The organism is Phaeobacter italicus (assembly GCF_001258055.1).
Lineage (GTDB): Bacteria > Pseudomonadota > Alphaproteobacteria > Rhodobacterales > Rhodobacteraceae > Phaeobacter > Phaeobacter italicus.
This window is the reverse complement of the sequence record NZ_CVRM01000008.1, coordinates 22,969-45,801: the sequence shown is the minus strand read 5'-3', so window position 1 is coordinate 45,801 and position 22,833 is coordinate 22,969. Positions and strand designations below refer to the sequence as shown.

18 protein-coding genes and 4 pseudogenes are annotated in these 22,833 nt (G+C 59.0%); 17 read left to right on the top strand and 5 right to left on the bottom strand.

The window, feature by feature from the left end; translation table 11 throughout:
* From NIT7645_RS19115 to NIT7645_RS02870, 3 genes and pseudogenes are all read right to left on the bottom strand, one after another.
* Nucleotides 1–244: pseudogene (locus NIT7645_RS19115) on the bottom strand (ISKra4 family transposase); the annotation flags it as partial.
* 115 nt (nt 245–359) lie between these two features.
* Nucleotides 360–449 (bottom strand): annotated as a pseudogene (locus NIT7645_RS19845) (L,D-transpeptidase family protein); the annotation flags it as partial.
* Nucleotides 450–548: 99 nt separating this feature from the next.
* A complete protein-coding gene (locus NIT7645_RS02870) occupies nt 549–2,945 on the bottom strand; it encodes a heavy metal translocating P-type ATPase (RefSeq protein WP_234994810.1) in 2,397 nt (798 codons plus the stop codon).
* Nucleotides 2,946–3,114: 169 nt separating this feature from the next.
* Here NIT7645_RS02870 and NIT7645_RS19635 point away from each other — a divergent pair, with 169 nt between their 5' ends.
* Entirely contained in the window at nt 3,115–3,384 is a 270-nt protein-coding gene (locus tag NIT7645_RS19635) for a hypothetical protein (protein WP_050686128.1), read from the top strand.
* A 39-nt stretch (nt 3,385–3,423) separates the two neighbouring features.
* Here NIT7645_RS19635 and NIT7645_RS02860 read toward each other — a convergent pair whose 3' ends face one another.
* Entirely contained in the window at nt 3,424–4,089 is a 666-nt protein-coding gene (locus NIT7645_RS02860) for a L,D-transpeptidase (RefSeq protein WP_043872284.1), read from the bottom strand.
* 202 nt (nt 4,090–4,291) lie between these two features.
* A complete protein-coding gene (locus NIT7645_RS02855) occupies nt 4,292–5,359 on the bottom strand; it encodes a hypothetical protein (RefSeq protein ID WP_050686115.1) in 1,068 nt (355 codons plus the stop codon).
* A 226-nt stretch (nt 5,360–5,585) separates the two neighbouring features.
* On the opposite strand from NIT7645_RS02855, the gene NIT7645_RS02850 reads away from it, so the two are divergent.
* The 16 genes and pseudogenes from NIT7645_RS02850 to NIT7645_RS02775 all read left to right on the top strand — a co-directional run bounded on the left by NIT7645_RS02850 (nt 5,586) and on the right by NIT7645_RS02775 (nt 22,806).
* Nucleotides 5,586–6,491, top strand: coding sequence for a recombinase family protein (locus NIT7645_RS02850; protein ID WP_050686113.1), 906 nt, complete (start codon nt 5,586–5,588; stop codon nt 6,489–6,491).
* An 834-nt stretch (nt 6,492–7,325) separates the two neighbouring features.
* A protein-coding gene (locus tag NIT7645_RS02840) for an IS3 family transposase (RefSeq protein WP_110732330.1) occupies nt 7,326–8,518 on the top strand; the annotation gives its coding sequence in 2 pieces (ribosomal slippage) (nt 7,326–7,580 and nt 7,583–8,518; 1,191 coding nt in all).
* Between the two features lie 385 nt (nt 8,519–8,903).
* On the top strand, nt 8,904–10,085 hold the full coding sequence (gene repA, locus NIT7645_RS02835; RefSeq protein ID WP_050686105.1) for a plasmid partitioning protein RepA: 1,182 nt from the start codon (nt 8,904–8,906) through the stop codon (nt 10,083–10,085).
* Between the two features lie 32 nt (nt 10,086–10,117).
* Nucleotides 10,118–11,059, top strand: a complete 942-nt coding sequence (repB, locus tag NIT7645_RS02830) for a plasmid partitioning protein RepB (RefSeq protein WP_242656153.1) — start codon at nt 10,118–10,120, stop codon at nt 11,057–11,059.
* Nucleotides 11,060–11,310: 251 nt separating this feature from the next.
* The gene (gene repC / locus NIT7645_RS02825; RefSeq protein WP_050686101.1) at nt 11,311–12,627 is read left to right on the top strand and encodes a plasmid replication protein RepC; all 1,317 of its coding nucleotides are present in this window, start codon (nt 11,311–11,313) and stop codon (nt 12,625–12,627) included.
* A 137-nt stretch (nt 12,628–12,764) separates the two neighbouring features.
* The gene (locus NIT7645_RS02820; protein WP_050686099.1) at nt 12,765–13,859 is read left to right on the top strand and encodes a Fic family protein; all 1,095 of its coding nucleotides are present in this window, start codon (nt 12,765–12,767) and stop codon (nt 13,857–13,859) included.
* 277 nt (nt 13,860–14,136) lie between these two features.
* Nucleotides 14,137–14,778: pseudogene (locus NIT7645_RS02815) on the top strand (ArdC family protein); the annotation flags it as partial.
* Between the two features lie 152 nt (nt 14,779–14,930).
* Nucleotides 14,931–15,440: a GrpB family protein gene (locus tag NIT7645_RS02810; RefSeq protein WP_050686097.1), complete on the top strand. Its 510-nt coding sequence runs from the start codon at nt 14,931–14,933 to the stop codon at nt 15,438–15,440.
* Nucleotides 15,441–15,548: 108 nt separating this feature from the next.
* Nucleotides 15,549–16,790: a tyrosine-type recombinase/integrase gene (locus tag NIT7645_RS02805; RefSeq protein WP_207509043.1), complete on the top strand. Its 1,242-nt coding sequence runs from the start codon at nt 15,549–15,551 to the stop codon at nt 16,788–16,790.
* Nucleotides 16,787–17,731, top strand: coding sequence for a tyrosine-type recombinase/integrase (locus NIT7645_RS02800; RefSeq protein WP_050686090.1), 945 nt, complete (start codon nt 16,787–16,789; stop codon nt 17,729–17,731). The genes NIT7645_RS02805 and NIT7645_RS02800 overlap by 4 nt, the downstream gene beginning before the upstream one ends.
* The gene (locus NIT7645_RS02795; protein WP_110732329.1) at nt 17,728–18,726 is read left to right on the top strand and encodes a tyrosine-type recombinase/integrase; all 999 of its coding nucleotides are present in this window, start codon (nt 17,728–17,730) and stop codon (nt 18,724–18,726) included. The genes NIT7645_RS02800 and NIT7645_RS02795 overlap by 4 nt, the downstream gene beginning before the upstream one ends.
* Before the next feature lie 110 nt (nt 18,727–18,836).
* A pseudogene (locus tag NIT7645_RS02790) lies at nt 18,837–19,139 on the top strand (zincin-like metallopeptidase domain-containing protein); the annotation flags it as partial.
* Nucleotides 19,140–19,207: 68 nt separating this feature from the next.
* Entirely contained in the window at nt 19,208–19,597 is a 390-nt protein-coding gene (locus tag NIT7645_RS19100) for a DUF3768 domain-containing protein (protein ID WP_110732328.1), read from the top strand.
* Nucleotides 19,506–21,482: a ParB/RepB/Spo0J family partition protein gene (locus NIT7645_RS02785; protein WP_050686084.1), complete on the top strand. Its 1,977-nt coding sequence runs from the start codon at nt 19,506–19,508 to the stop codon at nt 21,480–21,482. Before NIT7645_RS19100 ends, NIT7645_RS02785 begins: the two co-directional genes overlap by 92 nt.
* A gap of 74 nt (nt 21,483–21,556) precedes the next feature.
* Nucleotides 21,557–22,150 (top strand): hypothetical protein, encoded by a 594-nt coding sequence (locus tag NIT7645_RS02780; protein WP_050686074.1) that lies wholly within the window; start codon nt 21,557–21,559, stop codon nt 22,148–22,150.
* Nucleotides 22,150–22,806 (top strand): DUF6927 domain-containing protein, encoded by a 657-nt coding sequence (locus NIT7645_RS02775; RefSeq protein WP_050686072.1) that lies wholly within the window; start codon nt 22,150–22,152, stop codon nt 22,804–22,806. Before NIT7645_RS02780 ends, NIT7645_RS02775 begins: the two co-directional genes overlap by 1 nt.
* Nucleotides 22,807–22,833 lie beyond the last annotated feature (27 nt).

Below are 22,833 nucleotides of genomic sequence, written 5' to 3'. Positions count from 1 at the left end.
GATAGTCATGAATGGCACGAACCGAGGCGCAATCCGGGCATACGCGGCTTTCTCGAATGATCTCATCGACCTGATCGTAAAGGATTACCCTCTGGATCTGTTCGAGGATCCTTTTCCCATCCTCGAGGCGCAGCCCGATCCCGTCTGGGCAGGTCACCCGGTATGGTCGAGAAATGCCGTCAAGCTGATGAGTGCGCTTCTCCCCGTTGTCGAAGGTAGTTTCGATTGTAATCCGTACGTCCATGGCAGCCCCCCATACAAAGAGCTTACCTTAGCACAGGCCAGATCACCGACGACGACCCCCATGTTCTGTCCACTCCCGTTGGATTTCCCATCTCACAATTAAGGGCTACGCGACACTTATACATGCGTAGCCGGGTCACTTCGGGTCCGTTGTAAGACCGGAACTTGCTGGCACAACCTGACAGGAAGGAGGCCAATCCGCCCATCAAAAAGGCGCGCCGTGGAAATCTGGTGTTTGTCACTGCTCGACGCCCCTTTTTGCGAGGTCTGTTGGTGCCAGAGGTTACTCTACCGAAGACGTCGGATCAATGACCGTGCGCCAGTGCTCCCTTCGCCATCTGCTCGCCCACCGGTTCACCGCCCGAAGGCCCGTCCTTGATCCGATGGCCGTTCAAAAGCCGCAGCGCATTGGCGACCACCAACAGGGAAACGCCTACATCCGCAGCGATGGCGCCCCACATCGAGGCCATCCCGAACGCGGTCAGCCCGACGAACAGCGCCTTTGTTGCCAGCGATATACCGATATTCTGGTGGATAATCGTCATTGTCCGCCGAGAGTGAGTAATCAGCCACGGCACTCGAGCCAGATCGTCGGTCATCAGTGCAATATCTGCCGTTTCGATCGCCGCATCCGATCCGACAGCCCCCATGGCAATGGCATAATGCGCGCGCGCCATTGCGGGCGCGTCGTTCACGCCGTCGCCGATCATCGCCACCATATCGTGGCATTCCACCAGTTCCTCGATGGCCTTCACCTTGTCTTCTGGCAAGAGTTCGGCGCGCACCTCGTCAATGCCGACCTCGGCCGCCACCGCACGTGCGGTGCGTTCGTTGTCGCCCGTCAACATCACGATTGTCTTCACACCCTGCGCGTGCAGACGCGCAACGATACCCTTTGCATCGGGGCGAATGCGGTCACGAAGCTCCAGCACGCCGGTCACGCCGGTCTCGTCACCCACGGCAACCAGGGTGCTGCCTGCCCCTTCGATCCGGTCCCGAAGATCCGCCGGAATGGCATTGCTGAAACCTTTCTCTTGGGCAAACCGATCTGATCCGAGCCAGATCGCGCGCCGGTCGGCGCGTCCTTCGAGCCCGCGCCCAGGCACGGTCCGCGTGTCCTCTGCGGCAGACACGGAAACACCATCGCTTTCTGCGCGCGCGAGGATGGCGCGTGCCAGCGGGTGCGAGGACCGCGCCTCCAGACTGGCTGCCAGCGTGATGATTTCGCGAGCGGAGGCTTCACCCAGCGGGTGAACCGCCGCCACCTCAGGCTCGCCCATGGTGATCGTTCCCGTCTTGTCCATCGCCAGCGCTGTGGTGCGCCCTGGCGCTTCGACATAAGCGCCGCCCTTGATGAGCACCCCTGCTCGCGCCGAAGCGGCCAGCGCTGCTACAATGGACACCGGCGTAGAAATGACCAGTGCGCAAGGACATGCGATGACAAGAAGGACCAGCGCATTGTAGAACCAATAGTCCCAGGCGCCGCCGAGCAAGAGTGGCGGCACCACCGCGATGGTGATCGCCACCGCCATCACGATGGGTGTATAAATGCGCGCGAATTTCGCCACCCATTGCTCGACCGGCGCGCGGCGGGCATGGGCATCACCGACCAGACGGATGATCTTGGCCAACACTGTGTCGGAAGCTGCCTTGGTCGCTCGTACCGTCAGTGTGCCTTCGCCGTTGATCGTGCCGGCATAGACCTCATCGCCCGGCTCCTTTGGCACGAGCGCGCTTTCTCCGGTAATGGGAGCCTGATCGACGGCTCCCGCCCCCTCCACCACTTCACCGTCGAGGGGGATGCGGTCGCCGCCGCGCACAATGAAGCGATCGTTCACGGCGACCTCTGCCGCAGGCACATCGGTTTCGCTGCCATCTGATCGGATCACCCGAGCTGTCGGCGGCGCCAGATCCAGCAAGGCCGATACCGCGTTGCGGGCCCGCCCCACACTCCAGCTCTCAAGGTAAAGCGAAAGTGAGAAGAAAAACGCAACCGTCGCGGCCTCGAAGAATTCGCCCAGCCCGATGGCACCCGCCACTGCGACCACCATCAACAAGTTCATGTCAGGGGAAAACCGTCGCGCGGAAGACCAAGCCTTGGGCGCGACCAGCCAGACCCCGAAGAGAATTGCCACCGCGAATAACCCTGCTTCCGCGAGTGGCATCGGCATTTCTCCGTGCCCTGCGAATAGCCCGAGCGCACCACCCATGCCGGTTTCGACGATGTGGTAGAGAAAACCTGCCACCCAGAAGCCGCCGCTGAGCGCGGTAAACCGCTTTTGACGTGCCAGATGCGCGGCCTGATTCTCTGCTGCGTTGTCGGCGTCCCACGGTTTTGCGCTCATGCCGGTACTCGCGACCAGTTGCGAAATCTCGTTGTCCGAAATCCCGACTGCGGTATCCAGAATTGTCATCCGCCCATTGATGACATCGAACGCCAGATGCTCAGTCCCGCCGACTTTTGGACCGACCACCCTATTCAGGATTGCCACCTCTTCGGCACAATCCAGACCGGAAACTTGAAAACTTCGCCCATTCGACGGGATGGATTCTGCCGGTCCCGTGTTGGCTCCAGCACCGCAGCACGCAGCACCATCTCCATGAGAGTAGCGAGCTACGCTCGCATGTTTGTGATCATCAACATGATCGTGACTGCAGTCAGAGCTGTGCTTGTGGTCGTGGCGGTGGCCATTGGAAGACATGGGATTGACCTCGGGATTCGTTCATTCCACATTGAGATAGCCCCTACAGTAACTAGAGCTTCAAGAGCTAAAACAGAAACTTGGTCAAGTAAGGACACCGATCTGCGGAACCTTGAAACGCGTTGCCAAGTCTGTGGACGCGGCTGACCTGCCAAAAAGTGAGATAGATATGCTTCAAAAATATGCGGTGATCATGGTTGCAACATTGGCCCTGGCTGGCTGTGCGGTACCTCCGAAGGAAGACAACGATCCATTCAGGGTCGGGAATATTCCAGAATCTGTCGCAGCCCTCGCTGCACCCGACCAGGATCTCAACACGGCACGGCTACGTCCCGAAGATAATTGCTATTGGTATGCGCATAGTGGGCCTGTGGAAACGACCTTGGTCCCGTTGCGATCGGCAGGCGGCAATCCCATCTGCGTCGCGCGCCAATCCTGATTGACGCGTCCAAGCGTCGGATTGACGGCGCGACTTGGGTCAACTCTGCGGAGTCACGCTGTCCTCGGCCGAATATAGGAACGCCATCGAGCCAATCTCCACATTCGGATACAGATCGTTTATGTGCGCCATGACCATCCGGACGCAACCGGAACTTGCTCGGCCGCCGATGCTTCGCGGCTGTGGTGTACCATGGATGCGCAGATAGGTGTCTCGGTCCCCGACAAAGAGATAAAGCGCCCGTGACCCGAGCGCGTTCTCAGGTCCGGGTTCCATACCGTCAGCGATATCGGCGTAGAGCTCCGGGTCGCGGTCAATCATGTTCTGTGTTGGCTGCCAATGCGGCCACCTGACCTTGCGCTTAATCGTGTAGACACCCGGCTCATAAAGTTTGCCACGAGCAATCGCTACGCCATAGCGCATCGCCGTTCCGCCTTCCTCGATATGGTAAAGATAGCGCGCAACAGCATCGACATGGATGTCACCGGCCACAAGACCATCTTTAGCTACAACCCGCTGCGGCAGAAAGCGCGGATGCAGGCCCCACGGGTTTGATGTGGCTGGATTATAGCCCGGCGGTGTAACCTGTGCATCCCAAGCAGCCTTTTCCGCTTCAGTGGGCCAGGTGTCAGCGAGGAGCGGACTCGAGATAGACGCCGAGAACAATGCGGTAGTCGTCTGGATGAAGTGTCGTCTTGTCAGCATGTATCGTGCTCCGCGCAGTTTCTATTTCGGTGTCGGATCTGTCAGATCGATTTGCTCCACGCTAAAACGTCTAGCAACTAGAGGTTCAAGGGTTAAATTTTCACTTAACCGCGAGAAGCAGAGGGTTGAATAGCGATTTCAATGCTAGACGTTCACGCGCCAACTGGGTCAGCAAAGGGCTAAATCCAAAAAGGCTTCTCTACTATATCGTTGCACGCCACATCCGATAGCGCCCCTGCCCGGTCACCTCACGGATCAGACCCCGCGCTTCCAACCAGCCAAGGTTGCGCTGGACGGCGGCGCGGCTGGCGCCAGTCAAGATTTCGGTCATCGGTGCAGAGACGAGTGGCCACTCGGTCAGTAAGGCGCGGAGAGCAGGTGGCGTCTTGCCCGAGAGCGGTGCCATTTCGGCGTCTGCGCGCATAGCCCATGCCTCTATGTCGTCTAGGTGCCGCATCGCGCTCAAGGATGCTGTCATCATCCCATCGAGCCAACGCGCCAGACGGTCAGCGGGTGGGCCGCCAGCGCGCAGCCCCCCTGATCCGCCCATGGCCAGAGGTGCAAAGACTGCCCCCCTTCCCTCACCGGCCGCAATCCTTGCGGCTGTGACTGCCGCCTCCATCCCGTCTCCGTGCTGTCCAAGACCAGCGAGGTTCCAGAGGTGGAAACCCATGCAGGCGCGGCTGATCGGATGCAGATCGACAGCTCGCGCCATCAGATCCAGCCAGCCGCTCGCACGATTCATGAAAGGTTCGGCATCATCACCAAGGTTCTCGGGGTCGCGGCGGTCGAGAAAGGCGGAAAGGTCCACCTCGGGCCCCGGCCCGCCGCTCAAACGGCGAACTGCCCATCCGACACGCGCGAGTGCTGCGGTGTCCTCCTGAACGCCTGACAGGCGCATGGATATCCAAAGAGCAAGGCGATCCGGGACGATACGATCACCCACAAACCAGCTGAGGTCAGCTGCCTCGATCAGGGCAAGCCTGTGTCGCCATCCTTCGGGGCCGCGCTTCAGGCGGTCGTCCAGCGCGCCGACGCGACCAGCTACACTGGCAAGACGCGCGGCGAGACCCGCCTCTGCTTTCCGCCATTCATCAAGGACTTCGGTTTCGCGCGGTTCGGCCCGTGGTCCGGGCGGCAGATAATCCGGCTCCTCTTCCATGGGACCGGGCAAGAACCAAAGATCGTCCTCGGACGACTGTTCCACCCCCTCAGCATCGAGAAAGAGAGCGTCCGATTCATCATGAAAGGCAGGCGCTTGAGGCTTCATATGTGCAAAATACTGGATTTTTGCATTTTACCCAAGGGTTTTGTCAGAGTGGACCCACGCTTCTTAGATAGCACGCGCGGGCGATGGTCGGCGAGGGCTCTCTGATCGCGCTCAGCGCAAGGAAACCAAGGGTTTTTGGACGAGCACGACGAGCGAGCACTTACTTGCTTTCGTTTACAAACGGTCGTTTATTAGCGATATCTTAAATTGCAAACGGTCAGTTTTCATGCCCCTGATAGGCTACGCCCGTGTTTCCACAGAGGATCAGACCCCCCTGCCCCAGTCTGAGGCCCTGCAAACTGCGGGTTGCGTCGAGATATTCGAAGAGCACGCCTCAGGCGGCAATCGCGCGCGTCCTGTGCTTGCGCGCGTGCTCGAACGTGTCCAGAGCGGCGATACGCTGGTCGTCGTGCGGATCGACCGGCTTGCGCGGTCTCTGTCGCACTTGCTGGAGGTGATCGAACGTCTGGAGGCCAAGGGAGCTTTCTTCCGCTCGCTGCAGGATCCAATCGACACCTCATCCCCGCAGGGCAAATTCACGCTGCAAGTTCTGGGCGCGGCGGCCGAGTTCGAACGTGCCCTGATCCGCGAGCGCACCAAGGCCGGGCTTGCCTCGGCACGCGCCAAAGGGCGCGTAGGCGGCAACCCTGGACTTCGCGCCAAAGACCCCGCCGCGCTGCGCAAGGTGCGACTGGCGCGACAGGACGGCTACATGGAGCGCTTGAACGAAACTGCGCAGGATTGGGTGCCCCATGTGCGCCGTTTGCGCCCCGATATGGCTTGGGAGGACGTCCTGCGGATCATCAATGGCCCCCTGCCCCACGACCGCCGCTGGACACAAAGTCGCTTGCTCCGTGCCGTGAAGGCCTATGTGCGCGACGGGTTTCTAACCGATGAGGTGCTTGGCCGCGCCGGACGGCGCGAAACCGATGACCGCCTGCCTGCCATCGTGGCGGCGATTAAGGGTGCGGACCCGGACATCACGCTGCAGGCAATCTGCGACCGGCTTGAGTCTATGCGTGAGCGCACCCCTCGAGGCCGCACCAGCTGGCAGCCGTCATCGGTCAAAATGCTGCTGGAGCGTGCTGAAAAGCTGGGGTTGCTAAGGTCCGCGCATCAACAACAACCTTGAGAATCTTCCACGCCATGGGACGATTGCAATGTTGCAGCGCACTTTGCGGGCAGGAGAATGGGTTCACGACGCGCAACCGATGTTTCACGCGGAAACCGTCGTGCAATTTCCGGCTCCTCAATGCTGGCACGTGGCGATCAGTGGGCCAGACACAAATCCTCAACCGGGCACGAACCTGAGATTGCGTCGAATCGAGCTACGGTGCGCTCCCAATGATTTCCACTTGTCTCCATTAGCTGACAATCGATTTAGCCAGTACCGGGACAATGATTGAGGTCCCTGCCTTAGTATTCTCGACGACGGTTCCTGAGCCTTCGGAAAGTATCTGCAATCGATCATTCTACGCGGATCACCTGAACTACAAAACTGGGCGCAATCTGCCCTCAGACTATCGGTGACGGGAGCCATAGGTTTTGCTGAAGCAAGAACGTGGTCCGCGGTTGCTTTCCAATGTTCTCCGAAGCAGTCGAGCAAGCGCATCCGCTTCTTTGAGTTTTGAACCCATGATCATTGAACATTCTCTGGAACCATGAATGTCGCGGATCGCGTCTCCTCCCCCCTCTATAATTTGGTCTCATCAGATAGGTCTCGCGGGTCGGTGAGGTGTGGTTGAATTCGTCCTGACAACACTGTGCTTTGTGCCGGATACTGTTCCCACGACGCGGATGGTCGTGATGCCCCCTACCCTGCTGGGGATCATTGACGCCTCAGCCGACAGAGCCTTGACCATCCATGCTCATGCAACGCGTTTGATTTGACCATTTGGGCTCGTGACCTGCCACGGGATTTTTCCTCCATCTGGAACTAGAGTCCGACCCAACGAAGGGACGGACGATGAAGCGATCAAGATTTTCGGAAGAACAGATCATCGGCATTTTGACCGAGCATGAGGCTGGCGCGACGTGCGCCGATCTCTGTCGCAAGCATGGCATGTCGGAAGGGACGTTCTACAACTGGAAAGCCAGGTTTGGCGGCATGACGGTGTCGGATGCGAAGCGGCTCAAGGCGCTTGAAGACGAGAATTCCCGACTGAAGAAGCTGCTGGCCGAACAGATGCTCGATGCGGCGGCGATGAAGGAACTGCTTTCAAAAAAAAAATGGTAGGGCCCGCCGTGAAGCGCGCGGCCGTTGCGCATCTGCGGGCCCGGATGGGCCTGTCGGAACGGCGGGCCTGCCAGATTGTAGGGGCGGATCGCAAGATGATCCGCTACCGGTCCGTCAGGCCGCCGGAGACGGAACTGCGCCAGCGGCTGCGCGACCTGGCCAATGAACGGCGCCGGTTCGGCTATCGGCGGCTGTTCGTGCTCTTGCGCCGCGAGGGCGAGCCGTCGGGCATCAACCGCATCTACAGGCTCTATCGCGAGGAAGGGCTGGCGGTGCGCAAACGCCGGGCAAGGCGCAAGGCTATCGGCACGCGTGCCCCGATCCTGGTCGAGGCGCGGCCCAATGCCCGCTGGTCGCTGGATTTCGTCCACGACCAGCTCGCCTGTGGGCGACGGTTTCGCATCCTGAACGTCGTTGACGACGTGACCCGGGAATGTCTGGCGGCGATCCCGGACACGTCTATCTCAGGCCGACGCGTTGCAAGAGAACTGGCCCGCGTGATGGAGCGACGGGGCCTGCCGGGCATGATCGTCAGTGACAACGGCACCGAGCTGACCAGTAACGCGATCTTAACCTTTGCGGCCGAGCGCGACGTCGAATGGCATTACATCGCCCCCGGCAAACCGATGCAGAACGGGTTCGTGGAGAGCTTCAATGGCCGAATGCGCGATGAGCTTTTGAATGAGACCATGTTCCGCGACATGGCCCATGCCCGATCCGCAATCCGGGCCTGGGCCGCAGACTACAACAAAGAAAGGCCCCACTCCGCTCTCGGCTACCAGACCCCAAAGGCGTTCGCCGAGGACCTGCTGACCGCAACCGACAGCCGCGCTGCGCCACCTGAAAGCTTCGCACATCTGTCGGTTGCTCCACCTGCGCCACTCGGCGTATCAACCCGAAGGACTCCGGTTTCCGCTGGGTGAAAGTTCAGAGGCAGGTCACTCGGCACCCAAGCGTAAATGTAACTTTGAATGTAGATTCAATTGGGCCGTGGATCTGTCGCAGGTCTGTCGGTGCGATGTCTGATCCGTCCTGAGTTCACTGTATCTCACGCCAACCGAATTTTGGTCACGACACCGTTGAGAAGTCAGGCGCTAGCGACATTCAGTCTGCGCCAGATGCGCTCGTGAACCACAAGTTTGTGGGTGCTGTTAACAGCTGTTAACTCAGAAAGGTGCGTGGCTTCCCTAGTAGCGGTTTGGTTCAACAGCACAATTTGTGGATAAAATCCTTGACTTAACAGGGTGAATCACGGCCATTAGAGTCAAGTTGCGCAAATAAGCGCGTTCGAGCAGAGAAATTGCAACTATGTTTCAGACGGCACCCATCGAAGCGGCGTCCCAATCCGAGCTTACAAGCCAGATGGCCGCGCGTCTACACACGGCGCTCACGACGCATCTTCAACAGGCGTACGCGCCCGATCAGCGTAAAAATTTGAGACTATTCAGCGCAACAGAGACTGCTGACTTGCTCGGCGTGACCGGTCAATTCTTGCGCAAGTGCCATAGCGATGGATCGTTGCCTGAGCCAAAAGTCATCAAGAACGGACGGCGCTTTTATTCCGGGGAAGAGATCCTGCAAGTGCGCCATTTCTTGGAGGCAAGCTCTCGAAAGCCGGGTAAGTATCTTCCTGGGCGTCGCGAGGGTGACAAGCTTCAGGTCATTCAGCTGATGAACTTCAAAGGTGGATCTGCAAAGTCCACCTCTGCGATCCATCTGTGTCACTACCTTGCTTTGAGCGGCTACCGGGTGCTGGCAATTGACTTGGACCCACAAGGGAGCCTCACGGGCTTTTGCGGGATTCAAACTGAACTGGAGTTTGAAGGCGCGTCGATTTACGACGCACTGCGTTATGACGATCCAGTGCCGATGTCAGAAGCTGTCGTGGAAACCTATTTCCCTGGCTTGCATTTGGCACCTGCCCGGCTTGTGCTGAGCGAGTTTGAGACCGAAACAGCGGTCAATGCAGGACGCGGTGTAGCGTTCTTTGAGAAGCTCAGTCTAGCGATCCAGTCCGTTGAGAGCGACTACGATGTGGTGGTGATCGACAGCCCGCCAGCTCTGGGGTTTTTGACCCTGACTGGCCTTTATGCCGCGACCTCTGTCATCGTGCCGATGACGCCAAGCATGCTCGACCTCGCCTCTACACAGCAGTTTGTCGAAATGACATCTGCCTATCTCGGGGTGATCGAGGACACGGGCGTCAAGCTCGATCATGATTTCTTCTCTTTTCTCATTACGCGGGACGATCCGAGCGACATTCCCAGTCAGCAGATTGTGAGCTTGATGCGCGCCCTGTTCCAAGATCGCGTCGTTGGGGCGACTGGACTGCGCAGTACGGCAATTGGCGATGCGTCGATGCTCAAGATGTCGATCTATGAGGTTGCACGATCCGAGATGACGCGATCAACCTACGATCGGGCCAAAAACAGCATGGATGCAGTAGGTGCGGAAATCGCAGGCATGCTTCAACAGGCGTGGGGGCGTTAGTCATGGCAATGGGAAAGAATAAGACCGGTATCATGGCAGCGATAACAGCGGCAAGCGAGGCCTCAAAGGAGGGTGCGTCCGACAGGGCCCACCGGACCTTGCCGAAGGGAACTGTCGGTTCGGTCCGCGCAGGCCTCGGGGGCATTCAGGAAATCGACACCAACTTGATCCTCGCCTGGGGTCCAAAGGATCGGCTGGATATCGAGTTAACAGCTGTTAACAGTGACGCGTCAAATGAATCCATTCAAGATCTCGCCGCCAGCATCGCTGAGTCCGGACAGCAAGTTCCAGTGCTTTTGCGTCCATCAAAGGATCGTGACGGCCATTTTGAAGTCATCTATGGCCAGCGACGCATACTTGCATGTCGCCACCTAGGGATGCCGGTGCGGGCTCTGATCCGCACACTCGATGATACCGATGCTCTAATGGCGAAGGGGCTCGAGAATGCCGGCCGTGCGGAGCTGAGCTACTATGAACGTGTTCGGTTCGCACAGGCGATCTTGGAGCAGGGATACTCCCGTGCGGAGGCATGCCAAGCTTTGGCGATCAGCAAGAACACTCTCTCGCAGCTTGAGCGTATCAATCGGCTTGTGCCCGTAGCGGTCGGTGAGGCAATCGGCGCGGCTCCAGGCGCAGGGCGCCCAAAGTGGACCACTCTCGCAACGGCGTTCGAGAAGGAACAACTCACGGAGAAGCGTGTATTGGATGTGCTTGGTCAATCTGACGTCCTTGATTCCGACGGGCGGCTGGACCTCGTCATCAAGGAAATTGGCAAGCGTGGTAAGCAAGAGCGATCCGTCGATGAGCGCTCGCCCGTTCCCGGTGTGCAGATCAAGAGTGGAAAATCGGGTCTCTCAGTGACCGTTAAGCGGGCAGGGGAGAACACAAGATTCGCGAATTGGCTGGATCAGAATCTGGACCAGCTCATTCAAGATTCCTTCAATCGGTTCCAATCAGAGAACCAAGAAGGATAGCGGCGGTTAACAACTGTTAACCGCCAAGACGGAGGCAATGAGCAGAAAGGAGGACGGCACAAAAGAAAAACCCTCGAAACCGAAGTCCCGAGGGCTGCTGCGCACAAGGCGCGATTTGTTTTGACACTACAATCCTAGCAGCCCGCGAATCGCTAAACAACGAAAAACGTCTTCGGGCGAACAGGTTTTCTGTGCCTAGCTAAGAAATGACAAAATTCAATGATGCTCCGCAAGGAGTGACTGGGACAGTCATGCCTCAGAACGGTGGAGGTTTGTCCAATATCAACCAACCCTCGGGGTGGCGCAAAGCGACGGCCGGACTCGCGGTTGCTGAACAACACGCACAAGCTGGTGAAAGAGCCGCCGTGCCCAAGACACAGGCTTTTGTCGCCGTGAAACGCGTTGGAGCGCATATTGGCTTCAAGGCGGGCGACATGCTGCTTCTCGACACGCTTGGGGCCTTCACACAGGCCCAGGACTGGGAAGAGGGACAGCGTCCGATCGTCTGGGCGTCCAACTCTTATCTGATGGAGCAAACAGGCTTCTCGCTCTCGGCGCTCAAGCGCCATGCGCGGCGTCTGGCCGAGATCGGCGTGATTGCCTTCAAGGACAGCCCCAATGGCAAGCGGTGGGGCCACAGGGACGCTGAAGGCCGTATCATCGAGGCCTACGGCTTTGATTTGTCGCCGCTGTCGGCTCGCGCCGAAGAATTTGAGCAGCTCTATGCTGAACTGCAGGCCGAACGTGAACTCTGCCAGCGTCTGAAGCGGCAGATCACAGTTGCGCGCCGAATGATCCGCGCGAGGATCGAGGCAGCCCTCAACGGTGCTCTGAGAGGCCCCTGGACACAGCTCTCAAGCCTCTTTGAGGATCTTCTGGACCGCCTGCCACGCCGGAACACGGCCTCTGAGACGCTTGTGCGGCTTCTGGAATGGTTCAGGGAACTTCAGGAGCGTGTCGAGGCGACCTATCTCAAGGCAGTTCGAGGGGATGAAGTTGTGGAAAACATGCCCGCAACCACTGAACAAGGGTTTCAAAAGACTCGAGAAATGAACCCCAAGGAGGTCATTTCTGAACCTCATATACTAATTACAACCCAACTTAATCCTGTAACCTGTAATCGCTCAGAACCTGAGCAAGCGGCGGGCGTGGTGCCCAATGCGCCACCGGAAGAGAAGTTGGATAGGGAGTTGGAAGATTGGGTTGCTGAAACCCGGAAAAAACGCGGGGTAGCGCTCGATTTACCAACTCTGATGCAGGCTTGTCCGGAATTTGCGTCCTGGGCGCGTAATATGGGCGGGTATCTGAAGGATTGGGGCGATTTGCACCGGGTTGCAGGGCAGTTGAGGCCGATGATCGGCGTTTCCGAACATGCCTGGAACCTTGCTCAGGAACGCCTCGGGCCCCAGGTCGCGACAGCAGCGCTGGTTCTCACGTTCGACAAGCATTGCGCCGGCGAAGTGGCGTCTCCAGGCGGATATCTGCGGGGTATTGTGGAGAAGGCCGGCGCAGGAGAGCTGCATCTCGAGCGCAGCTTCTATGGCCGGTTGAGCGGACAGGCGGCGTGATGGGAAGGGAAGTAGTTTTCTTACGTTCCAGGGCGAGTATGCGGAGATTGCCACCCTTATTCTCCGCGCAATTTGCGGTGTTTGGAGTTGTCTTGCGGAGATTGTGCCGTATAATCTCCGCAAGGAATGCGTAAAATATGACCTATATTCACCAACTCTCTGATTGGCCCCAGTTTACCTGGGATAAGGCCAAGCTGTCGTCACAACTTGCTGCGGTCCGTCACCGCCAAGGCAAGCTCCTGGGGCGCATGGAGGGTCTTGGCTTCGATCTTCGCAACGAGGCGATGCTCAGAACACTGACCAGTGATGTCGTCAAAAGCAGCGAGATCGAGGGGGAGACGCTCGACAAGGATCAGGTTCGCTCATCTATCGCAAAGCGGTTGGGTCTGGAAATTGGCGGACTGATCCCGTCTGATCGCCATGTTGATGGTGTTGTCGAGATGATGCTGGACGCGACCCAAGCGTATGACCAGCCACTGGACGCGGAGCGTCTGTTTGGCTGGCATGCGGCTCTCTTTCCGACCGGGCGAAGCGGAATGACCCGGATCAGGGTGGGAAATTGGCGTGACGGTCCGATGGAGGTTGTATCAGGACCCTATGGCCGCGAACGCGTGCATTTTGAGGGGCCTGCGGCCAACCGACTGGAAGCGGAGATGGCGCGGTTTTTGGAATGGTTTGACCAGCCCCCCGAAACAGATCCCGTCATACGTGCCGCCATCGCTCATCTGTGGTTTGTCACCATCCACCCCTTCGATGATGGAAATGGGCGCATTGCGCGCGCGATCGCAGACATGGCCTTGGCGCGATCGGAAGGCAGCGCCCAGCGGTTCTACAGCATGTCGACGCAAATTCGGCAGGAGCGGAGCGACTATTACGACATGCTCGAGAAAACGCAGAAAGGCGGGCTTGATGTCACGGCGTGGCTCATTTGGTTCCTGGCTTGCCTGGACCGCGCATTCGATGGTGCCGAGATCATCCTTGAGGCCGTGTTCCGGAAGGCGCGGTTCTGGGAGAAATACGGAGCGGCGAACATAAACGACCGGCAGCGGGACATGCTCAACCGCCTGCTGGATGGGTTCGAAGGCAAACTCACGACGTCGAAATATGCAAAGATCGCAAAGTGTTCGCAGGACACGGCATATCGCGACATCCTCGATCTGATCGACTTGGGCGCCTTGGAGAAAGATGAGGCTGGTGGACGCAGCACCAGCTATTCCCTGACGGCGACGTAAAGAGGCTTGTCACACGCGAAGCCCGAAACGCCGACTCCAAGGAAGTATCAGCCAAGCACCGGTGAGGCTTGCCGATCTTTGGGTGTAGTATGCAATGAAGGTGAACCGCGGTTTTGACGGCCCCAGAATTCCTCAGCCTGTGCCTCCGGGTTGGCAGAAAGGGAAAGTGTCCTTCCGGTTTTGTGACTGACAGATGAGGGACCTTGGGGGTCCCTCGGACGGGTCCGGGCCGGGCTCCGGTCTGTCTTTCTCACCAACACTCGAAAGGAGGCCAGCCATGGCCCGATCTCGCACGCCCAAATTCGATGCCTCCGAGGTCATCACAAACGAAATCATCCGTATCATTGAGCGCGGCGTCCTGCCCTGGCGCAAGCCCTGGACCGCTGGCGGCAGCTCTCGTCCCCTGCGCGTGGGCGGTGAACCCTACCAGGGCGTGAACAACTTCCTGCTGACGATGCGAACGGTGATGGCGGGCCACAGCTCGCCCTTCTGGATGACGTTGCCGCAGGCCAATGCCTTGGACGCAAAGGTTCGCAAGGGCGAGAAGTCGTCTGTCGTCGTCTACTACGGACAAAGCCGGACGAACGCCGCCGATGAGGACGGTCGCAGCGATGGGGATGATAGCTCTGAGGAAGCCCGCGTCTTCCGCTTCCAGAAATCCTACCGCGTGTTCAATGCCTGCCAGATCGAGGGTCTGCCGGACAGCTTCTATCCGGACCCCGAGCCAGCGCCTGAACATCCGCCGTCCGAACCCATCCCGCACATGCAGGCGTTTTTCGATGCCATCGACATCACAACCGTCTTTACCGGCACGGAAGCTTACTATCTACCACCCGTGGACAAGGTCTTCATGCCGCCCATCACGCGGTTCGAGAACCCGCGGAATTTCTACGGGGTCTGGGCCCATGAGCTGGCCCATAATGCCGAGTTTTGGATTATGCCGCGCCGATCTCCAAAACCTGATGTTTTGTAGGGATTTTGGCGACCAGACACGGCATAAACGCTGCCCTTGACGAAACTGCAATCAGAGAACCCCTTTAGCAACAGCCCTTCTAGGATTAGGGTCGCAGAATGCCCCTTACGAGGAAGATCACGAAGTACAACAACCGCTGGCCGCTTGAATTTGAGATCGAAGCCAAGCGCCTTCGACCGATCTTCGCCAGCCGACTGGTTTCCATCCATCACGTCGGTAGTACCGCTGTCGAAGGCTTGGCGGCAAAACCTGAGATTGACGTCTTGGTGATTGTTACAGACAGTGAACCTCTAGAAATTTGGCAGGATAAGCTGAGTTACTTGGACTATAGGCGCGGCGGTGATCTGGTCCAAGGCCACCACTTCTTTAAACGCGATGTGGATGGCGTGCGAACCCACAAGTTGCATGTCTGCATACAAGGGCATCCGCAAGTTACGAGGATGCTCAAAATACGCGATCACCTGCGATCGAACGCTGAGGACCGAGCCGCTTATGCAACTTTGAAGCTAAGTCTCGAAAAACAAAATCAAACGGGCATTGCCGAATATCTCGACGGCAAATCGCCCTTTCTGGACGAGCTATATGACAGGTGTTGCTCCAATCAATAACCACCGCCCAACCAAATTCCGCATGGTGACTGTGCTTGCCTGCGTTTTGAACGTCCGGTTCGGAGAGCTGCCATAAGCACGACCTTCAACCAACTGAAGGAAATGCTTATGAAAACGAAGCCATCACGCGCAGACCAATCTCTGCCAGACCTGATCAAATATGCGAAGTTCTTCGGCGAGCGCATCGAAGATGAGGGATACAGCAAAGGTTCGATAGCCAAGTACAAGTCAAATGCTCTGGCGCTCTGTGAAGCCCTGTTGTCGGCCAAGCTCAGTCCTGCTGATCTTACAGATGACATCATGGACGAGCTTGCGGTCCCGATCATCAAAGCTGCATCAGCAAAGGACAAAAAGCACTGTCGATACCGACTCAACCGGTTCAGGGATTATCTGATCGAACACGCGGGCGCACCGCCGCGCTCTGAGCCGCCGCTCGACATGTCGCCCAGGGCAGTCCTAAAACGTGATTACGAGTCCTATCTTCGCGTCCAACGCGGCCTCTCCGAGGAGACCATCTACCATTGCCTGCGGTTCTTTGATCGGTTCCTGACAGCGAAGTTCGGTGCCGGTCTAGGTGATCTCAATAGCATCAAGCCCGACGACATCACGGGCTTCATACTTCGATTGCGCGAGAAGCAAAACGCGCCGCGGGACAAGACAGGCCCATCGCATCTTCGCAATCTCTTCCAGTTCCTGTTCTGGAGCGGCAAGACCGAGCGCAACTTGAGCGCCGCCGTGCCAAAGGCGCGCCAACCCAAACCAACCGGCATTCCGCGATATCTTGAGCCGGAAGAGGTCAATCGTCTCATCGAGGTGGTGCGCGGCCACAAGAAAACGGGCCGACGCAACTATGCGATGCTTATGCTGATCGCCCGGCTTGGCCTTCGAGCGCCGGAAGTTACGGCCATTGAACTGGATGATATCGACTGGCGGGCCGGAGAAATCCTGATCCGTGGCAAGAGGCAATTGCACGACCGAATGCCAATGTCGCCGGAAGTTGGCGAGGCAATTGTTGATTACATCAAGCATGAGCGCCGAGGTCCGGATCGGGCGCTGTTCGTCTCCGTCAAACCGCCGTTCAAGAGGTTCAAGGACGCACAAATCCTGCGCTGGATATTGCGGGATGCTTATGACGCAACCGGTATCAGTCCACCACAAGCCTATGTCGGTAGCCACATTCTCAGGCACAGCCTGGCCACCGACATGCTGCGAAAAGGTGCTTCGTTGGCCGAGATCGGCGACGTTCTGCGCCACAGGTCGGCGATGACCACAACGATCTATGCGCAGCATGATGTTGATGCCCTGCGCTCGATCTCGCGGCCTTGGCCAACTTCGGGAGACGCCCAATGAAGACGCTTTCCCAAAGACTTGATGAATATCTGGCCCTGCGGCGCTCGATGGGGTTTGTTCTCTCCTTTGACGAACGGGTCCTGCGCAAGTTCGCCAACTATGGCGATGAGAATGGGTTCGATCGAATCACGACGCCCTTGTTCCTCGACTGGAAAGCGAACTACGGCAGTGCGGATAACAACACATGGTCTCATCGCCTCGGTATGGTGCGCAGGTTCGCCTCTTGGCTTGCGGAGCACGATGATCGGACTGAGGTTCCATCCAGTCAGCTTGTCATCGGGCGCTATCGAAGACGCGTGCCATACATTTACGCGCCCAAGCAGATTGCAGATATTGTTGCTGAGGCCGGTCGATTGCCGTCACCCTATGGTCTCCGTGCCGCATTGTGGCAGACCCTGTTTGGCCTGATCGCGGTAACGGGTATGCGCGTCAGCGAAGCCTTGTCGCTTGATCGGCAGGATGTCGATCTGGATCGGGCCGTGCTCACGCTCAGAAACACCAAAAACGGCAAGGACCGTCAGCTGCCTGTCAAAGGGGACACCGTTGCCCAACTTGCCCACTATGCCGGATTGCGAGATCGGCTGGTTGCCCAGCAAGCCTCGCGGTTCTTCATCAAAGAAGACGGTCAACCAGCAGGGGATTGCGGCGCGCGCTACAACTTCGCGCAGGTCAGCAAAAACCTTGGCTTGCGGTCGCCACAAGCCTTCAACCGCCACGGACATGGGCCACGCATCCATGATTTGCGGCACACATTTGCTGTTCACACCATCCTGGACTGGTTCCAGGATGGACGGGACATTGAGACTGAGATGTACAAGCTCAGCACCTATCTCGGCCATTCCGAGCCCAAGCACACATTCTGGTACATCGAGGCCGTGCCCGAGCTGATGCAGTTGGCCGCGGAGCGTGCAGAACGACGGGTTTTGGAGAGTACATCATGATCGCAACCTATCCTTTACCCGTCTATGTGCAGCGGTTCTTCACCGAGCGACTGTTGACCCAGATGCGGGCAAGCCCAAACACGATTGCCAGCTATCGCGATACGTTCCGTCTCTTGCTAAAATACGCGGAGGCGCAAACCAAGCTGCCGCCGACTGACCTGCACGTCGCCCACGTAGACGCCGACATGATCGGGCAGTTCCTGACCTTCTGCGAGGAGGAACGCGGCAACAGCGCGCGAAGCCGCAACACGCGCCTCGCGGCCATTCGATCCTTCTTCAAATACGTCGCGGGCTGTGAGCCCCAGTTGTTGCATCACTGCCAAAAGGTTCTGGCGATGCCCTCCAAGCGGCATGAAAAACGTGTCGTGGACTTCCTGACCCGTGATGAAATGGAGACCTTGCTGAAGGCACCAGATCAATCGACCTGGTTTGGTCGGCGAGATCGGGTCCTGCTCCTCACAATGCTCCAAACCGGTCTGCGTGTATCGGAGCTGATCGGCTTGCGCGTCAGGGATGTTGAACTCGGTACGGGGCCGCATCTGAGATGCATGGGCAAAGGCCGTAAGGAACGCGCGACGCCACTTCGGGCAGACAGTCGGGATGCGTTGAGATCCTGGCTTGCCCAGATTGAAGCCGAACCCAGCGATCCTTTGTTTGCAACGATCCGTGGCAGGCCGCTCAGCAGAGATGCGATTGAGCGAATTGTTCGAAAACACGCGGCCACCGCCGCCTCGACCAGTTCCACCTTCAGATTGAAACGCGTCACGCCCCATGTTCTGCGCCATACCGCCGCAATGCAGCTTCTGCAGAGCGGTGTGGATCGAACAATCATTGCTCTTTGGCTCGGCCATGAATCGATTGAGACGACGCAGGTTTATATCCATGCCGATATCGAACTGAAGGAAAGAGCCATGGCGCTGACGAAGCCCGTCGACAGCACTGGCGGACGGTATCGACCGAGAGATGAACTGCTCGCCTTCCTGGAAGCACTCTGAATTATGCCGACATGCCGCGCCAGTCTTCTCGCTGAACAACAGGTTTTGGAGATCGGCGCGGCATAATCCAAACCTCGGCATTATGGGCCTTATGCCGATGTCGGCATAAGGCCCATGCCACGAAGGCCCCCCATCGACTGAACCGCGATTTCGGGTTATCGAAGTTCGGCAACACCTCCTATGCGCGCGAGGAGATCGTCGCGGAATTGGCCTCGGTGTTCCTGGGTCAGTCGCTCGGCTTCACGGCGCATACGCTCGAGACGAATGCCGCCTATCTCCACAACTGGTTGCGCGTTCTGCGCTCGGACAAGGGCGCCATCTTCAAGCACGCCGCTGACGCGCAGCGCGCCTGCGACTACCTGATCGCACGGTCAGAGGCGGGTAGGGCAGGGGCGGGCGTCCAGGCCGCTTGAGCAGTTTGTGCCAGTAAAGGGAAAGCAGGCTTTGGGAAGGGTGTTTCAACTTCACAGAGGAATGCCCCATGACCATCACCGCGCAACCCCAGACAGACCGCCCTGATCCGAGTGTGATCGCGGCGCAGAACGACGCGTTTCGCAGGCTCGCATGCCTTGGAGTACCGCCCGCGCAGCCCATCCAGGGCCGCATGCATGTCACCCGCTCGATTATGGAGGCTGGTGACGGCTTCATGGCCGAGGCGGTGAAGGCGACCGGGGAGTTCAATACATTCGAGCCTGAGAACGATCCAGAAGGCTGGCATGATTTCGGGTCGGTCGAGATCCGCGGTGAGACCGTGTTCCAGCCATCGAGAAGGATATCCCATGACCACAAGTTTCAAACCTGTCTCCGTTGCCATCGGCGATCTGACAGCTCACCCCGCCAATGTGCGCAGCAACTCCCCGGAAACCTATGACCCCGAGAACATTGCACATCTGAAAGCCAGCGTCGCGGTGCTGGGTCTCCTCCAGCCGCTACTGGTTCAGAAGATCGACGGCAAATATGCCGTACTCGCAGGCGGTCGCCGCCATGCCGCCCTGAAGGAGCTGGCGGCAGATAAGGCCGCCAAGGCGTTCACCGCTAAGACCAAGGTAGATTGCCGCCTCGTGCCCGAGGATTGCGATGTCACCACGGCATTGTCGCTCGCCGAGAACGTCACCCAGGCGCCGATGAATGCCATCGACGAGTTCGAGGCGTTCGCCCGGATGATGGAGGTCGACGGCCAGACGCCCGAGACCATCGCCAGGACCTTCGGCACCACCGTTGTCGCCGTCAAAGGCCGGTTGCGCTATGGGCTGATCCACCCCGACATCCGCGCGGCTGCACGGGCCAAGACGATCACGCTCGATACGATGAAGGCTTTTGCTGAGCATCCGAGCCAGGAGGTGCAACGCGAAGTCTATGACGCGCTGACCAAGGAAGACAGCTACCTGCAGGCCTATACTGTCCGCCAGGCTCTCAAATCCCGCGGGGTGCAGGTCAGCGACGATATCGGGGCCTTTGTGCGTGAGGACTACGAAGCGCGGGGTGGGGCCATCGCGGCCGATCTCTTAGAAGAGCATTCCGTGCTGGAAGACGCCGCGCTGGTTGAGACCATCCTGCTTGAGAAACTCGGGGCTGCCGCCGAAGTGGCCCGCGCAAAACTGGGCTTTGCCTGGGCCGATGCGATGGTGCGCTATGATTACGCGACCATGGCCGACTATGGCCGCGTCTATCCCAGCCCGATCGAGCCGGATGAGGCTGCCCAGAAGCGCATCGATGAGATCACCGCCGCGCTCGAGCAACTCCAGCTTGAGATGGAGGATGAGGGGCTCGAGGACGACGCCTACACGGCGCTCTACGAACGTGTGGACGCCTTGGAAGAGGAAGCCCGCGACCTGCAGGAGGCCTACAGCGCCGAGGACCTTGCCCGCGCCGGTGTGATTGCGTCGTGGTCGGGCGGTCAGGTCACGCTCCATGTGGGCCTCGTGCGCCCGGAGGACAAGCAAGAGGCGTCTCAGAGCCCTTCCGGTAACCAGACCAGTAAGGATGAGCCCGACCCAGGCGAGATCGCCTATCCGGCCTCGCTGGCTGAGGACCTCAAGACCGAGCGAGCCATGGCGCTTGGGGCCGCGATGGCGCTGCATCCGGAAGCCACGCTCGATCTGACGCTCTTCAAGCTGGTCAGTGACGTTCTGGCCAGCGGCATGAGTGTCACGCAGGCGATCAAGATCGATGCCCGCAAGGAATACCGCAGCCATGCCAAGATGGACGAGATCGACGAGACCTCGCTCGAGCAGGTGGCGGCGGCGCATGATGCGCTTGACCTTTCGTGGCTCGATGACACCCGCGCGCCCGCCGATCAGTTCGCGGCGTTTCGCGCGCTGGAGGTCGGCGAGAAGGCCAAGCTCGTGGCCTATGCCACGGCCAGCACCACGCAGTCCTGCTTCGCGCGGGACCGCCAGCGCGACAGCCTGATGCATGCGTTCGAGATCGAGATCATGCCCGACATCCGCGCCCACTGGACGCCGAATGCGGCGCTCTTCAACCGCTTCAAGAAGGCTTGGCTTCTGAAGATCCTCGGCGAGGATCTGGGTCTCGCCCAGGAGGCGGTGACGCTCGCCTCGTCGAGCAAGAAAGAGATCGTCGCCTTCTGCGACAAGCTCTTCGCCGAACCCTTCGCCACACTCACGGACGCGCAGCGCGCTGCCGTGGCCGCCTGGTGCCCGCCGATGATGCAGACCGCCGGTATCGCCTGTGATGAGGCGGAGCCCGCTGCGGAAACCCAGGAGCCTGACAGTGAGGTCGCGCAAGCGGCCTGAGTCCTCACGCGACCCGCGCGAAGCATTTCGCTCGTGCGGGTCGCCTCTCACACACCCAACGGAAAGACATCCCCATGGCTATTCTCAAATTCTCTGCGTCTGCGGTCGCGGCGCAGATCGCACATGCGCGCGCCTGCAAAACCTTCCTGCCCAACTGGAACGGACCCGTGGACAGACCCGCCCTGATCCTCATCGTCGGCAATGGTGTGCATCTGCGCTCCAACGGCATTGATGGGACGACCACCCGCATTGTCACCACCGAACAGGCCGATCCCTCCTTTGCCTTTGCCGACGGCATGAACCCGTTTCGGGACACTGACTGGATGGCGCAGCGCCGCATGGCGTTTCGCGATCTGACCGGCCAGTTCTACACGGACATTCTCGACGATGTGCAGGTGCTCATCGACCGTGGCCAAGGGACGGTCCGGCTTGCCACCGATGGTCACAGCATCCGTGTCTTCGTGCGCCGGGCCTCGGACTATCTCATCGGCGGGACCTACGACGTGCCCTCGGGCCTCGGTGGCACCTTCAGGGTTATCCTCAAGGATGCCTGCGATACTTTCGCGATCGTGCAGAACTGCGGCAATTGCGAGGATTTCGACGCCATGCAGCCGTATCGCGTGCCGCTCGATGCGCTGATGGAAATCGATGACCGGAGGGTGGCTTGATGGGATGGCTCTTCTATACTGATCGCCGCGTCCAGACCTATGCGGATGAGAAAGCGGAGATCACCCGGCTTTGCAGCTTCGAGAGCGACACGCGCAAGACCGAACTGGTCAAAGCCTGTAAGGTCGGCTCCACCTGGTATGCGGCGGCAAGGGTCACCAATCTCGACGGCACTCCTGTCGAAGACGCGACCTATGTGACCGATGCGGATGGCTCGATCACCTTCGGGGCTGTCTTCCTCACCCGATACGATGATGGCTGCTGGGGCTACAAGGACATGGAGGAAAGCGCTGGCCCGAACGAGTCGCTTGCCCCCCTTGGGTTGATCGAGCTCCTCTCCGACCTGAAAGACCCGGACAGCTACGCCCATGCATGGCGCCAGCGCTGCCGGGACTGGGCCGCGATCCCGAGCTACAAGGAAGGCGACAGGATCAAGCTCGCCGCGCCTGTGACCCTGACCGATGGCAGCGCCTGCCAGATCGTCACCGCGACCCACTACAGGCGGGGGCGGCAAAAACGACGCTGCTACCGCATCGAGGAAACCGGCGGGCTCGTACGCCTGTCGAAGGCCTCGCTTGCGGGCTCGGAGCTGCTCAGCTCCGCAAAGGGCGAGGCCAGCCCGGTGATCGCCGAGTTTTTGGCGGGGCAGGGGAATTGAGCGACAGGACCGCTATTCACTTGCGGT

Bases quoted from the DNA above. Each gene is read 5' to 3' on its own strand.
- NIT7645_RS02855 (WP_050686115.1), bottom strand. From the start codon at position 5,359: ATGAAGCCTCAAGCGCCTGCCTTTCATGATGAATCGGACGCTCTCTTT.
- NIT7645_RS02795 (WP_110732329.1), top strand. From the start codon at position 17,728: ATGATCGCAACCTATCCTTTACCCGTCTATGTGCAGCGGTTCTTCACC.
- NIT7645_RS02870 (WP_234994810.1), bottom strand. From the start codon at position 2,945: ATGTCTTCCAATGGCCACCGCCACGACCACAAGCACAGCTCTGACTGC.
- NIT7645_RS02820 (WP_050686099.1), top strand. From the start codon at position 12,765: ATGACCTATATTCACCAACTCTCTGATTGGCCCCAGTTTACCTGGGAT.
- NIT7645_RS02800 (WP_050686090.1), top strand. From the start codon at position 16,787: ATGAAGACGCTTTCCCAAAGACTTGATGAATATCTGGCCCTGCGGCGC.
- NIT7645_RS02805 (WP_207509043.1), top strand. From the start codon at position 15,549: ATGAAAACGAAGCCATCACGCGCAGACCAATCTCTGCCAGACCTGATC.
- NIT7645_RS02780 (WP_050686074.1), top strand. From the start codon at position 21,557: ATGGCTATTCTCAAATTCTCTGCGTCTGCGGTCGCGGCGCAGATCGCA.
- NIT7645_RS02775 (WP_050686072.1), top strand. From the start codon at position 22,150: ATGGGATGGCTCTTCTATACTGATCGCCGCGTCCAGACCTATGCGGAT.
- NIT7645_RS19100 (WP_110732328.1), top strand. From the start codon at position 19,208: ATGACCATCACCGCGCAACCCCAGACAGACCGCCCTGATCCGAGTGTG.
- repA (WP_050686105.1), top strand. From the start codon at position 8,904: ATGTTTCAGACGGCACCCATCGAAGCGGCGTCCCAATCCGAGCTTACA.
- NIT7645_RS02860 (WP_043872284.1), bottom strand. From the start codon at position 4,089: ATGCTGACAAGACGACACTTCATCCAGACGACTACCGCATTGTTCTCG.
- NIT7645_RS02810 (WP_050686097.1), top strand. From the start codon at position 14,931: ATGCCCCTTACGAGGAAGATCACGAAGTACAACAACCGCTGGCCGCTT.
- NIT7645_RS02785 (WP_050686084.1), top strand. From the start codon at position 19,506: ATGACCACAAGTTTCAAACCTGTCTCCGTTGCCATCGGCGATCTGACA.
- NIT7645_RS19635 (WP_050686128.1), top strand. From the start codon at position 3,115: ATGCTTCAAAAATATGCGGTGATCATGGTTGCAACATTGGCCCTGGCT.
- repB (WP_242656153.1), top strand. From the start codon at position 10,118: ATGGCAGCGATAACAGCGGCAAGCGAGGCCTCAAAGGAGGGTGCGTCC.
- NIT7645_RS02850 (WP_050686113.1), top strand. From the start codon at position 5,586: ATGCCCCTGATAGGCTACGCCCGTGTTTCCACAGAGGATCAGACCCCC.
- repC (WP_050686101.1), top strand. From the start codon at position 11,311: ATGCCTCAGAACGGTGGAGGTTTGTCCAATATCAACCAACCCTCGGGG.